The following is a 13,128-nucleotide window of genomic DNA, read 5'->3' as shown; positions in this document are numbered from 1 at the left end:
TCATGCAGGTTCCGTTTGTTTCGTTGACAGATCGGCACACCACCGATCTGCCCACTCCACGTCCGGAACCCGTTTCCCTCCTACTCGCTTCGCTCGGATTGAACGGTCTTTGCAGCCCATTCCATCGGAGTCCGTATCAGTCGCTCACGCGACTGGCGTCGCCCGCAGGTAATCCAGAATACCTTCCACATCCGACGGCGCCAGATTCTCCAGCAGCCACCCCGCATCCACCCGCTCCGCCTGCGCCCGCGCGTTCAACACCTGCGCCAGCACCTCCAGCACCGCGTCCATCAACTCCACCTCAGTCCCACCGTCCCCCGCACCCGCCAGCAGACGCTCCTCCGAGAGCGACAACGGCAACCCGGAAAACACCAGATCGTTCACCTCGAACGGAGCCCGCTCATTCAACTGCCGACCAAACTTCACCTGAGTCATACAAGTCCCTCCCTGTCAAGCACGGGGCAACGGCTGTCCACGCACGAACGCTTCCCTGGCCGCCCGCAACCACGCATTCTCCGGTGCGTCCTGCACCGTCGTCAGGTAATCCAGCAGCGCATCATGAATCGCCTGCAACTGCGCCGTGAACAGATTCAACGCGTCCGTCTCCGGCGACACGTAGAACTTGTTGCAGATCAGCAGCCGCTCCCGGTCAATCAGGAAACAGATCTGCCGGTGCCGCAACGCCACCCCGTTGATCAATTCCAGAATCTGCTCCCGGTACTCGTCGTACAGCCCCTCGTAATCCCGCAGATCATAGGAAATGATGATTTCCTGGCTGTTGTCCGACTTCTGCAGTCCCAGGGGCACCCCGCCAGTATCAAACGAGATGTAATGGCTGGCTTCCGACGTGACCCGGTCGCCCTTGATCTTCTTCATGAAATGCGCGAACGCCTGCCAAGACGTACCATACGTCTTTCCATTCAGATACGGCCGGAAGTGAATGAGCTTCCCGCTGTATCGTTCCCCCAACAGAGTTTCATAGATATGAAAAAATAGTTTTTCCGAAGACGCTTCCACGTCTCCCTGGTACCTAAAATCGAACTGCCGCGAAATCAACACTTTCCCTCCAACATTAACTATTCCGAAAAATGGGTCAAAGTATTCCACTCCCGAAAGATCTATGTCCGATCTGGACGTCTGGAGCTCGATATGCAAAGCTCCTTTTCCAGAGGGCAAGATCAGAATATCGTTCTTATTGGCAGTTCTTATACGAACAGACTCGCTATTTAATTCTACATCATCCAAACGGATTCCTTTAAGAAATCCAATAAATGCCGTATACGAATCGCCAGAAAACTGCTCAGGCAGATCTCTAGGTTGCCCGAAAGCGCCTCTAAATATTTTACTGAGCATAATTCACTTACCTTCTTCCTGAGTCGAGTTCGCCACTTCATGCTGATCTCCACCCACGCTATTGCCAAAAATGGCACCAGCCTGCTTAAAAAGCAGATCATATCCAGCTAGACCAGGCACCATTCCTTCTTTCTTGCCGAATATTTCGGGGGACAGTCCGACAATGCCCTGCAGGGCCGCGTCACCATAATTCGAGACTTTCGAGAATTCCCCCATCGTGGCCTGAGCCGCACTGGGAATGGCAGCCCCAGGGCCTTTCTGCGCATTGTCCTTGACGTTCTGGGAGAACTTGAGGCCCGCGAATTTCACCAGTTCTTCGCTGGTACTTCCGGCCAGGGTACCCAGTCCTCTGGCCGCGCCGCCTGCGAACGCCGAGAGGTGCAGGTTCAACTTCTGCGCGACATTGCCAGCGACCAGCCTTGGGCCCATGGTGGCCAGATTGAGCGCCTTGCCCGGCAGGGTACTGGCGTTGCCGAAGGCCACCTGCTTCACTTGCCGCCCGATGCCCCGGAAAGTCTCGCCGTAGGCCGCGCGCCGCAGCTGGGCGTTGGCCTTCCAGGCCGCGGCGATCAGTTCGTCGGGCGAATTGGCCTTCAGTTCGTTGAACAGCGCCGTCTGAAGTTTGCGGGTGCTGGCGCCGGGCATGTTCAGGCGCTGCCGGGCCAGAATCTTGCCCATCGGGCCGCTCAGTTGCGCCTTCACGCGCGCGCGGGCCACCTGATTGACGGCTTTCCTCAGGACGTCCGTTCCGGCCAGCAGGGTCGCGGCGTCCCGCTGGGCCATGCCCCGCCAGCCCGCATTGCCGAGCATGTCGCCCCTGATTCCGGCGCGGACTTCAGTCGAAATTGCACGGTTGTAGGTCTGTACGCCCTGCCGGGTAGCCTGCCAAACCTGCGAGGCTTCCTGCCGAACGACGTACATGGATCTTCTGGCACCAGCTGCACTCACCAGACCAAGCTGCCGCAACGCTGAAACCTTGGCGTTCTGCAGACCCGCTCCGGCGTATTTCCCGGCGATTTTCAGGCCGCCGCCGGCGTATTTGGCGGCGCTGCCGACGAGGCGGCTGGCGGCGCCGCCGACGATGCGGGCGGCGGGGCCGAGGGCGACGCCCAGCGCGCCGTCGATGAGCATGGTGGTGGGGGTGATGCCGTGGGTCAGTTTGCGTCCGGCGTATTTCGCTTCGCCGGAGCCGCGAAGGACGGCGTTCTCGGCGAGGCTGCCCGCGACGCCGCTGGCGACTCCGGCGGCTGCCAGGACGAGGGGCAGGGCGGCGCCGCCGGTGCCGACCACGGCGACGACCGCGACGCCTGTGGCGATGGCCGCGCCGAATTTGGCCAGGGTGGCTTTGCCCTCGGTGCTTTTCATCCACGCCCAGCTTTTCTGGATGCCCTGGCCGACCTTGCTGTGTTTGGCCTGCTCGAATTTCCTGGTGGCCCAGGCCATGGCCTCCCCGCTTTTCTGGACGACGCTGACCATGGCGTCCCTGCCGAGGCTGCTGATGTCGCGGCCCAGTTGCGTGACGGGCAGGGTGATGCGCTGTCCGGCCTGCGCGAGTCGGTGGAGTTGCTGGGCGCGGTAGGCGCGGTCGGTGGTGAAGCGCTGCAGGTTCCCGCCGACCTTCGCGAGGCCGCTGACCATGGGGGTCTGCGTGAGGCGGGTCAGGGTTTCCTTGCGGTAGGTGGGGTCGGTGGTGAACTTGTGGACGCTGACGCCCAGTTGCCTGAGGTTGTGGGCGGCGGCGGTGGCGGTCCGTCCGATCCTGCTCAGGGTGGCCTGCGCGCGGGGAGGGAGGCGGCGGGCGGCGGCCTGGATGGTCTGCTGGGCGGCCGCGCGGGCGCGCTGGGCGAGGTGGGCGCGGCCGCTGGCGGTGCCGAGGGTCTGCGCGGCCTGCCGGATGCGGGTGGCAGCGGCGATGGCCGTCCGGGCGCGGGCCGGGAGACTGCTGGCGACCTTGAGGAGCTTCTGCACCTGCGGGGCGCGGCGGGCGACCTGCGTGACGCGACTGACAGTGGCCTTGACGCGCGTTTTTCCCTTCTGGATGGCGTTCTGGACGCTGCGGCGGATCTGGGCGGGCACGGCGCGCTTGATGGCGTTCAGGGCGGCCTTGCGGGCGGCGGGCTCGCGGACAGTGCGGATGACCTGCCTGACAGCAGTTTTCGCTTTCTCCTTGAGTTTCCGCAGGTGGTCCAGAGGATTGGCCCAGCGCTGCACGGTGGGGGCGGCGGGTGCGGTGGGGTTCAGGAGGGCCGCGCGGGGCATGGGGGTGTGTTTCGTGCCGAACTGCGGGCCGCTCTGCGCGAGTCTGGCGCCCATGCTGCGCGCTTCGGCTTCCAGTCCGGCGTCCGGGTCGATGCCCCGCCCCACGCGCCCCTGGCTCTGCTGCACCGTGTGCGTCACCTCGTGCGCCAGCAGCTCCAGCCCGCTCTGCGTGTTCGGGTTGAACTGCCCCGCCTGGAAGAAGATGTCGGTGCCCGTGGTGAAGGCGGTGGCATTCACGCCCTTCGCCAGTTTGTCTGCTTCCGCGTCGTCGTGAATCCGCACGCGGCTCAGGTCATGGTTCAGGCCCTGTTCCAGGTGCCGCTGGATCGCCTCCGGCAGCGGGTTCCCTGCGCCCCGCCGCGCCTGGATGCGCTGCAACACGGGTTGGGTCGCCTCGGCGTCCAGCTCGGCCAGGTGCCGTTGCAGGGAACCGAGGGTGTCGAAGTTCAGTGCGGCCTGCTCCTGCGCCATCTGACGTTGCAACGCCTCTTCCGTCGCGCGCTGAAGCGGCAGTCGCTCGGCCGGGGGAACCATGCCGAGCACCACACGGGACACCGGGGCACTCAGCGCGTGGCGTTGCAGGGTGGCGAGGTGCTCGCCATAGGCGGCGTAGCGGGCGGCGGGGTTACCCCGGTCCATCCGGAAACCCTGACCCAGCGACTGGGCAACCTGCCGCTGGAGGGTCTGGAAGTCGCTGAAGGTGCGGGTGTCCAGGCGTTGCCCCTCGACAGTCTCGGCGCGGTGGCGCATCACGGTCACCCAGTCGGACGGCGTGACGGGCCGTGCGGGAACGGGCAGATCAGCGTGCCGCTGGACGGGGGCGACGTCACCCACCGCCTCGACCTGTCGTTGGACCGTCTGACGGGCACCCGACAGGCGGTCCTCCTCCTGCCGCTGGAGCGTTGCGGCGCGCAGGACGGGCCGGGCGACCTGCCCCTGCGCGCGGGCAGGCGTGCTCAGGAATCGCTGCAGGGGCGCGGCCGCGCGTTGTGCAGCAGTCTCGGCTGGCTCCGGGCTGGGGCCGAGGCTGGTCCTGGGCGCGGCCCGGCGGTCCGGGGTCCGGGAGCGGTGCTGGAATTCAGCCATGAGTGCCATGATAGGCGGGGCCGTCACGTGACTGTGCCGCAGGTCAGCAGAACGGGATTGGTGTTTGGGGAACGTGAAGTGTAGTGTCTGTACAGTGCGGGAGGTGACCACAGTGGCCCTCCCGGTTGTTCTTGCCCGCCCGGGCTGACATTTCCATGACATTCGGGCGGACAATCAGGAGGATTGTCATGGTTCTGTCTAAATTCATGCCCAGCAACCCCAAATTCAGCCAGAAGTTCGCTGAAGCCGCCCGGAACGCCCACGCCACCGCCACCGCGCTCGTGGACCTGCTGGAGAACTACACCGACGTGGAAGCCAAGGTGCAGCGCGTCCGCGACCTGGAGCACGAGGGGGACCGCCTGACCGGCGAGATCACCAACCTGCTCGCCGAGTCCTTCATCGTGCCGTTCGACCGTGAGGACATCATCAGCCTGAACAACGAACTCGATGACCTCGTGGACGACATGGAGGACGCCGCACGCAAACTCAGCCTGTACGGCGTGGAACGCCCGCTGCCGCAGATGGCGCAGCTGGCCCGCATCGTCGAGCAGCAGTGCGCCCTGCTGGCCCAGGGCATGCCCCTGATCGAGAACAAGGGCAAACTGAGCGACCTGGCCCGGATCGCCCGGGAGATCCGCGCGCTGGAAGACCAGGGGGACACCATCAGCGACGAGGTGCAGCGCCACCTGTACGACGGCGTGAACGACGTGCCCGGCATGATCCGCGCCATGCGCGGCGGTGAGATCGTGGCGCTGATCGAGGACGCCAGCGATCAGGCGCAGCGGGTCGCCAAGACCGTCGAAAGCATCCTGCTGAAGAACGCTTAAGGCAGCGGACCATGGAACCTGCCCTGCTCGCACTGATCGTCATCGTCGTTCTGGCGCTGGCCTTCGACTTCATTAACGGCTTTCACGACACCGCGAACGCCATCGCCACCTCGGTCGCCACCAAGGTCCTCACGCCCGCGCAGGCCATCACCATGAGCGCCGTCCTGAACGTCGTGGGCGCCCTGACCGGCACGGCTGTCGCCAAGACCATCAGCAAGGACATCATCCCGCAGGAGTACGCCACGCTGGAACTCGTGGGCGCCACCCTGGTCAGCGCCATCGCCTGGAACCTGTTCACGTGGTGGAAGGGCCTGCCCAGCAGTTCCAGCCACGCACTGGTGTTCAGCATGGTCGGCGCGGGCGTCGCGGCGGGCGGCTGGAGCATCATCATCCCGAAGGGCGTGAACAAGACCCTGACCGGACTGGTCTCCAGTCCCGTGCTGGGCTTCATCGTGCCGATCCTGCTGATGTTCCTGCTGTCGTGGCTGGTGCTGCGCTGGATGAAACCCCGGCTGGTGACCCGCAATTTCCGGGTGCTGCAGATCTTCAGCGCCGCGTTCATGGCCTTCTCTCACGGCGGGAACGACGCGCAGAAGACCATGGGCATCATCACCTTCGCGCTGGGTGCGTATTTCGGCGTGAAGTACGAGACAGTACCGACCTGGGTGATCCTGTCGGCCGCCGCTGCCATGGGTGCCGGGACCGCCGTGGGCGGGTGGCGGATCATCAAGACCATGGGCTTCAAGGTCGTGGATCTCAAACCCGTGGACGGCTTCGTGGCCGAGACGAGCGCCGCGCTGATCATCGAGACGGCCAGCCGCCTGGGCATCCCGGTCAGCACCACGCACACCATCAGCACCGCGATCATGGGCGTCGGGACCACCAAGGGCTTCCGCAAGGTCAAGTGGCAGGTCGCCGGGCGGATCGTGCAGGCCTGGATCTTCACGCTGCCCGTGTGCATCGCGCTGGGCTGGTTGGCTCACAAGCTGATCCTGGCCGCCGGGCTGTAACGCCGGGCCACACCCGCACGCCGGCCGACCGGACGCAGGCAGGGGGAGGGGGGATCCGCGGGGGTCCCCCCTCCCCCGTTCATGCCCGGCCGCCTGTCATACCGACTCCGATTGAATGGGCTGCAAAGCCCGTTCAATCCGAGCGAAGCGAGTGGGAGCTGGGCGGGTTCCGGACGTGGAGTTGGCAACCCGGCTGCCTTCGGGGTTGTGAATGGAACAGACGGAATTCGTAGCATGGACGCCGGTTGAACGGGTTGCCACCACCATTCCATCCGGGCGGAGGCGACTCGCACAGAGGCCCCGCAGAGGAGGAGCGCGACGGGGGTGCCGTCCCTTTCAGCCCCGGACGCGTTCGCTCTGGCCGGGGGTGGCCTCGCCGCGCAGCAGGGCCGCGAGGACCTCCGCGCCGCGCACCACGCCCAGCGCGGGGCGGCTGAACAGGGCGTTCGCGTCCACCGCCCACACCTGCCCCAGCGGTCGCTGCGGGTCCAGGGCGCGGGCGAAGCTGACGTTGTCGCGCAGCCCGTACCCGCAGCACATGACGACCGTCACGTCGGGCCGCAGCGCCTCGATCTGCGCCCAGCCCGCGCGGCCCGAATCCGTTCCGGCCGCGCCCAGCACGTTCACGCCGCCGGCCCGCTCGACCTGCTCGGGCACCCAGTGCCCCCCGTAGAAGGGCGGGTCCGTCCATTCCAGCGTCAGGACGCGCGGCGCGTGCGGGGCACTCGGCACGGCGTCCCAGCGGGCCTGCGCCCGCGCGGCCAGCGCCCCGGCGTGTTCCGGCACGCCAGCCGCCTCGCCCAGCGCCCGCAGGTCGTCCAGGATGCCGCTCAGGCGGCGGCCCTCCAGGCTCAGGACGTTCGCGGCGGGCAGGCAGCCCGGCAGGTACCGCACGGCCGCCTCGATGGTGCCGGGCGTGACCGCGCAGACCTCGCACACGCCCTGCGTGACCACCAGGTCCGGGTTCAGGACGTCCAGCCGCGGGCCGTCCACCCGGTACAGCGCGCGGCCCTCGCGCACGGCGTCGCTGACGGCCCGGTCGATCTCGGCCTGCGGGGCGGCGCTGTCCACGATGGAGCGCGTCAGGACCGGCAGTGACCGCGCCTGCGGGTGGTCGCAGGAGTGACTAACCCCCACCACCCGCGCGCCCAACCCCAGGTCGAACAGCAGGTCGGTGGCGCTGGGCAGCAGGCTCACGATGCGGGTCGGGGCCGGTCGGTCGGCGGGAGCGGTGGGGGCCGGGTGGGTCATCCGTCCAGGGTACGGCCCGCCGCGCTCGGGCGTGGTGCCGCCGCAGGACAGGGAGGCGGGGCCGTCCGTCACTGCTGTCCGGAGGCCCCGCTTCCCTGTCGTTCATCCCTGCGCCCTGCTAAGCGCGGTATCTCTCTGGGCGCGCTGGTGTCAGCGCGCGCTGCCGTCGGTCCTCAGGGGCGTTCGGTGCTGCCGCTGGCGTTCACGCCGAGGTTCAGGGCGCTGGTGAGGCCGCCGAGCAGGCCGGCGCTGCCAGCGCTGTCGTTCCCGCTGACGCCGGCGCCCAGCAGGCCGCTCAGGGCGCCGGACAGGCCGACGTTCACGCTGCCTGCGCTGCCCGATTCCCGGCCTTCACGGTCGGTGGTGGTGCTGCCGCTGGCGTTCACGCCGACGTTCAGGGTGCTGTCGACCGCGCCGAGGAGGCTGGCACTGCCTGCGCCGTCGCTCCCCTGCGCCTGTCCTGCGAGGCCCGCACCCAGTCCGGCGCCGAGGTTCACGCCGACGCTGCCGGTGCTGCTGGTCTGCGCCGAGGCGACACCGGCGGTCAGGGCGAGGGCGGTCAGGGCGGTCATCATCTTGGTCTTGGTCATGGTGGTTCCTCCTGGGACCGATGATGCGGGCGCCGTGTGGCACGACCTTGAGAGGATCGCGGTGACCCTTGCGGCTTGGCCCGGACGCCCTCATGCGGGCCGGGGCCGCTCGGGGGCCTGGAAGGCCGTGTGGCACGGCCAGGATCGTGCCCGGGCGACCGGGCGCCCGTCTGAGAGGACCGTTTATTTCCGCGCTGCGTGCGGGTGCCGGGTCATCCGATCCGGCCGGACTGGTATACGCGCGTGCAGTGAGAGCGTGCAGTCAGGGTGGTCAGGGGCGCGCGGCAGGAGTCGTGGGGTCGGACGCACTCCGGCACCGCCGGATGCCTGCCAGCCGCATGATACGGACTCCGATTGAAGGGGCTGCAAAGCCCGTTCAGTCCGAGCGGATGCGACTCGGAGAGCTGCTCTGCAGAGCAGGAGAAAAACGGGTTCCGGACGTGGAGCCAGCAATCCGGTGAAGTTCCGGATTGTTGGCGAAACAAACGGAATCCGTATGAGAGGCCGCGTTGACAGGCTGTTCACGCAGGGCCGCGCCGGGACCGGGGAGGCACACAATGGCAGCCATGCGAGTCCCGACACGTCTGCTCCTGACGGCCGCCGCTGCCCTGGCCGCCCGACGCGCCCTCCGCTCTCCGGCCGGCCGGTACGACCTGACGGGCCGGAGCGTGCTGATCACCGGCGGTTCGCGCGGGCTGGGGCTGGCGCTGGCCCGGGAGTGCCTGTCGCGCGGGGCGAACGTCACGCTGATGGCCCGCACCGCCGAGGACCTGCGCCGGGCGCAGGAACGCCTGAACGCCGGGCCGCGCGTGCACACCGTGACCGGCGACGTGCGACGCGACGGGGACGCCGCGCGGGCCGTGCAGGAGGCCGTGCGCGCCCACGGGCGGCTGGACGTGCTGGTGAACAACGCCGGCATCATCCAGATCGGGCCGGAGGCGAACACCACCGAGCAGGATTACCGCGACGCGCTGGAGGTGAACACGCTGGGGCCGCTGCGGATGGTCCGCGCGGCCCGGCCGCACCTGCGCGGGGGCGGCCGGGTGCTGATCGTGTCGTCGGTGGGGGGGCGGGTGGCGATTGCGCACCTGGGGCCGTACTCGGTCAGCAAGTTCGCGTCGGCGGGGCTGGGGCAGGCGCTGCGGGCGGAACTGGCGCGCGAGGGCATCGTGGTCAGCACGGTCCTGCCGGGCCTGATGCGCACCGGCAGTCCGCTGAACGCGCCGGTGAAGGGGCAGGTGCGGCGCGAGTACGCGCTGATCGCCACGCTGGCCGCGCTGCCCGTGCTGTCGCTGGACGCGGCCGAGGCGGCCCGGCGGATCCTGAACGCCCTGGAGGCCGGGCGGGCGGAGACCATGATCGGCGGTCCCGCGGCGGTGATGCGGGCCGTGCAGGGGGCCGCGCCGGAACTGACGGCGTCCCTGATGGCCTTCGCGGCGCGGCTGCTGCCGGGGCCGGCCGGCTCGGACCGGGCCGTGACCGGCCGGGACGCCGAGGGTCCGCTCACTCAGGGAAATCCCATGAAACGCGCCGCCGAGGGGGCGTTCAACCAGCGCCGGGCGCATGGGCGCCAGCCGGGTGACCGGGAAACCTGAGCGTTCACCTGAGGGTCACACAGTGCGCGCGGACGCAAAGGACCCCCGCCCCGCAGGCTTGACTGGCCGGACCGGACCGGCTGCGCCGTGACCCCTGGGCAGACGTCCGCCTCTGCGTCGTTCTCTTCCGTTCTCTCTCTTCTGCCGGAGGTCACCATGAACCCAGACAGCACGAACCCGGACACCACGAATCCGGACACCACGAATCCGGGCAACACCAGCCCGGACAGCCCGAAACCCGACGGGCAGGTCACCTCCGACCGCACCCCCGAGTCGCAGGCGGCCGGGGAGGGCAGTACCGGCGCCCACATGCCGCCCCTGGAACGCTCGGTGGTGGGCAGCGTGGGCGTCGCCCTGATCGGCGCGGGGCTACGCAGCGCCCGGCCGCTGCAGAAGCTCGTGCTGGGGGGCGTCGGGGCGGGGCTGACCGCGCTGGCTGCCACGGGCCGCAACCCGCTAGCGACCGCGCTGAAGATCCGGCAGAACGCGCAGGGCGAGGTCCTCGTGAGTGACGCGGTGACGGTCGGGAAACCCGCCGCCGAGCTGTACGCCCGCTGGCGGGATCTGGCCCGGCTGCCGGACCTGATGACCCACCTTCAGGCCGTCGAGGTGCTGGACGGGCGCCGCTCGCGCTGGACCGTGAAAGCCCCGGCCGGCACGGTCAGCTGGGAGGCGGAACTGACGGCGGACGAACCGGGCCAGCGGCTGGCGTGGCAGTCCCTGCCGGGCGCGGCAGTCGAGAATCACGGTGAGGTGCTGTTCCGCCCCGCGCCGGGCGACCGGGGCACCGAGGTCATCGTGCGCCTCACGTACCGCCCGCCAGCCGGCACGGCCGGGGCCGTCGTGGCGCGGCTGGCCGGCGAGGAACCCGCCCAGCAGTTGCGGGACGACCTGATGCGTTTCAAGCGCGAGCAGGAACTGGGCTTCGCGCCGACCACGCAGGGCCAGAGCAGTGGCCGCGCCGCGACGGGCGGTCCGGCATGAAGGCCATCGTCTGGCAGGGCACGAACCGCGTGGGCGTGGAGACGGTCCCCGACCCCACGCTGCTGCTGCCCACCGACGCCATCGTGCGTGTCACCTCGACCGCGATCTGCGGTTCGGACCTGCACCTACTCGACGGCGTGATTCCCAGCATGGAGCGCGGTGACATCCTGGGCCACGAGTTCATGGGTGAGGTCGTCGAGATCGGGCGGGACGTGAAGAACCTGAAGGTCGGGGACCGGGTGGTCGTGCCGTTCAACATCGCCTGCGGGGCCTGCGACCCCTGCCGCCGGGGCCTGTTCAGCGCCTGCGACAACTCGAACCCCAACCACCGCATGGCCGAGGCGCTGTACGGCGGGGTCAGTGGCGGCGGGCTGTTCGGGTACTCGCACATGTACGGCGGGTACGCGGGCGGTCAGGCGCAGTACGTGCGCGTGCCGTTCGCGGATGTCGGGCCGCACCGCATCGAATCGGACCTGCGGGACGAGCAGGTGCTGTTCCTGACCGACATCTTCCCCACCGGGTACCAGGCGGCCGAGCAGTGCGGCATCGTGCCGGGCCGCGACGTGGTCGCGGTGTTCGGGGCCGGGCCGGTCGGGCAGTTCGCGGCCCGCAGTGCGCAGCTGCTGGGCGCGGCGCACGTGATCGTGATCGACCGGGTGCCCGAGCGGCTGGCGATGGCGGCCGCCGCCGGGTGCCAGACCATCAACTACGAGCAGGACGACGTGCTGGTGGCGCTGCGTGAGGCGACCGGCGGGCGCGGCCCGGACCACGTGATCGACGCGGTGGGCATGGAAGCGCACGGGCACGGTCCCGGCGCGCTGGCCGACACCGCCAGGCAGCGGCTGCGGCTGAGTTTCGACCGGATCACGGCGCTGCGCTGGGCGCTGCTGAGCTGCGCGAAGGGCGGCACGGTCAGCCTGCCCGGCGTGTACGGCGGCCTGATCGACAAGGTCCCGATGGGCGCGGCGTTCGCCAAGGGCCTGACCTTCCGCATGGGTCAGACGCACACGCACCGGCACGTCGCGCCGCTGCTGTCCCGCATCGAGGCGGGCGAGATCGACCCGAGTTTCGTGATCACGCACCGCGCCACCCTGGACGAGGCGCCGGACCTGTACAGGACCTTCCGCGACAAGCACGACGGCTGCGTGAAGGTCGTGCTGAACCCCTGGGGCTGACAGGCTGCGGAGTAGAAGGCCGCCGGAGGCATGAGCTTCCGGCGGCCTCTGTCACGCGGCGTTCAGCGGCTGGCCCAGAGTTCCACGAGGCCGCGCAGGGTCAGGGTCTCGTCGTAGTGGTCGATCTCGCGGCAGATGCCCTCGATGGTCCGCGAGAAGCCCCCGGTGGCGATGGCGACCGCCGGTCCCGGCAGTTCCGCGCGGATGCGGCGCAGCAGGCCGTCCACCATCTCGGCGTACCCGAACACCAGACCCGACTGCAGGGCGTGCGTGGTGTTCGTGCCGATGGCGCTCTGCGGGGCCTGCAGGGTGATGCGCGGGAGTTTCGCGGCGCGTGCGAACAACGCGTCGGCGCTGACCTGCGCGCCCGTGGCGAGCACGCCGCCCAGGAACCGGCGGCCCCGGCCGATCACGTCGAAGTTCGTGCTCGTCCCGAAGTCCACGACCACGGCGTACTCATGGGTGTTCAGGTACTTCTCGGCGCCGAACAGGTTGCACAGGCGGTCCGCGCCCACGGCGTCCGGCACGTCGAGTTCCACCTGGACGTCCGGGAGGTTCGTGGCGCTGACCTCGAAGGCCTCCACGGCGAAGTGGCGGCGCAGCGCCAGCACGTAGTTCTGGCCCAGGGGCGGCGCGACGCTGCTCAGGACGGCGGCGCGCGGCGTGGGCGCGCCGGTCAGGGCCAGCAGGCTGTGCAGCCGCATGGCGAGGTCGTCCGGCAGATGCTCGCGGTTCGTGCGGATCCGCCACGTGTGCGTCAGGTCCAGGCGTTCGTCCGCGAGTCCGATGACGGTGCTGGTGTTGCCGATATCCACGGCCAGAAGGGGAAAGGCGGGCACGCCCCTCAGTGTAGGGCAGTCGGGTGGGGGTCGCCGCGCGGCGCGGTGGTGCGCACCACGCGCCCGTTCCCGCGTGAGGGACAGGCCGCGGCTGGGTCGCGCCGCTCATGTGGCCGCGTTACCCTGAAGGTCCACACAACCCGACATCCTTTCCTCTCT

At 68.8% G+C, this 13,128-nt stretch carries 11 protein-coding genes; 5 read left to right on the top strand and 6 right to left on the bottom strand.

Going from position 1 to position 13,128, the window contains the following annotated elements; translation table 11 throughout:
- Positions 1-144: 144 nt before the first annotated feature.
- The 3 genes from ABDZ66_RS06775 to ABDZ66_RS06765 form a co-directional block, all read right to left on the bottom strand.
- Positions 145-435: a hypothetical protein gene (locus ABDZ66_RS06775; RefSeq protein WP_343757305.1), complete on the bottom strand. Its 291-nt coding sequence runs from the start codon at positions 433-435 to the stop codon at positions 145-147.
- A gap of 15 nt (positions 436-450) precedes the next feature.
- Positions 451-876 carry a hypothetical protein gene (locus tag ABDZ66_RS06770; protein ID WP_343757304.1) on the bottom strand — a complete coding sequence of 142 codons (426 nt, stop codon included), beginning with the start codon at positions 874-876 and terminating at the stop codon, positions 451-453.
- Positions 877-1,356: 480 nt separating this feature from the next.
- Positions 1,357-4,698: an eCIS core domain-containing protein gene (locus tag ABDZ66_RS06765; protein WP_343757303.1), complete on the bottom strand. Its 3,342-nt coding sequence runs from the start codon at positions 4,696-4,698 to the stop codon at positions 1,357-1,359.
- 188 nt (positions 4,699-4,886) lie between these two features.
- Between ABDZ66_RS06765 and ABDZ66_RS06760 the strand changes: the two genes are divergently transcribed.
- Complete coding sequence (locus ABDZ66_RS06760) at positions 4,887-5,525, top strand: DUF47 domain-containing protein (protein ID WP_343757302.1); 639 nt, start codon at positions 4,887-4,889, stop codon at positions 5,523-5,525.
- A gap of 11 nt (positions 5,526-5,536) precedes the next feature.
- Positions 5,537-6,535 (top strand): inorganic phosphate transporter, encoded by a 999-nt coding sequence (locus ABDZ66_RS06755; RefSeq protein ID WP_343757301.1) that lies wholly within the window; start codon positions 5,537-5,539, stop codon positions 6,533-6,535.
- A gap of 336 nt (positions 6,536-6,871) precedes the next feature.
- Here the strand turns inward: ABDZ66_RS06755 and ABDZ66_RS06750 are convergent, their stop codons facing one another.
- Both ABDZ66_RS06750 and ABDZ66_RS06745 read right to left on the bottom strand, forming a co-directional pair.
- Positions 6,872-7,786 (bottom strand): TroA family protein, encoded by a 915-nt coding sequence (locus ABDZ66_RS06750; protein ID WP_343757300.1) that lies wholly within the window; start codon positions 7,784-7,786, stop codon positions 6,872-6,874.
- Between the two features lie 173 nt (positions 7,787-7,959).
- Positions 7,960-8,376: a hypothetical protein gene (locus ABDZ66_RS06745; protein ID WP_343757299.1), complete on the bottom strand. Its 417-nt coding sequence runs from the start codon at positions 8,374-8,376 to the stop codon at positions 7,960-7,962.
- A gap of 566 nt (positions 8,377-8,942) precedes the next feature.
- Here ABDZ66_RS06745 and ABDZ66_RS06740 point away from each other — a divergent pair.
- The 3 genes from ABDZ66_RS06740 to ABDZ66_RS06730 all read left to right on the top strand — a co-directional run bounded on the left by ABDZ66_RS06740 (position 8,943) and on the right by ABDZ66_RS06730 (position 12,130).
- Positions 8,943-9,971, top strand: a complete 1,029-nt coding sequence (locus ABDZ66_RS06740; RefSeq protein WP_343757298.1) for an SDR family NAD(P)-dependent oxidoreductase — start codon at positions 8,943-8,945, stop codon at positions 9,969-9,971.
- Between the two features lie 156 nt (positions 9,972-10,127).
- Entirely contained in the window at positions 10,128-10,955 is an 828-nt protein-coding gene (locus ABDZ66_RS06735; protein ID WP_343757297.1) for an SRPBCC family protein, read from the top strand.
- Positions 10,952-12,130 (top strand): zinc-dependent alcohol dehydrogenase, encoded by a 1,179-nt coding sequence (locus ABDZ66_RS06730; RefSeq protein ID WP_343757296.1) that lies wholly within the window; start codon positions 10,952-10,954, stop codon positions 12,128-12,130. The genes ABDZ66_RS06735 and ABDZ66_RS06730 overlap by 4 nt, the downstream gene beginning before the upstream one ends.
- A 62-nt stretch (positions 12,131-12,192) precedes the next feature.
- Here the strand turns inward: ABDZ66_RS06730 and ABDZ66_RS06725 are convergent, their stop codons facing one another.
- Positions 12,193-12,969, bottom strand: a complete 777-nt coding sequence (locus tag ABDZ66_RS06725; RefSeq protein WP_343757295.1) for a type III pantothenate kinase — start codon at positions 12,967-12,969, stop codon at positions 12,193-12,195.
- Positions 12,970-13,128: the final 159 nt, after the last annotated feature.

It is taken from the genome of Deinococcus depolymerans (assembly GCF_039522025.1).
Classification (GTDB): domain Bacteria; phylum Deinococcota; class Deinococci; order Deinococcales; family Deinococcaceae; genus Deinococcus; species Deinococcus depolymerans.
Note: the sequence above shows the minus strand (reverse complement) of the source record. Positions and strands in the feature narration are given on the sequence as shown.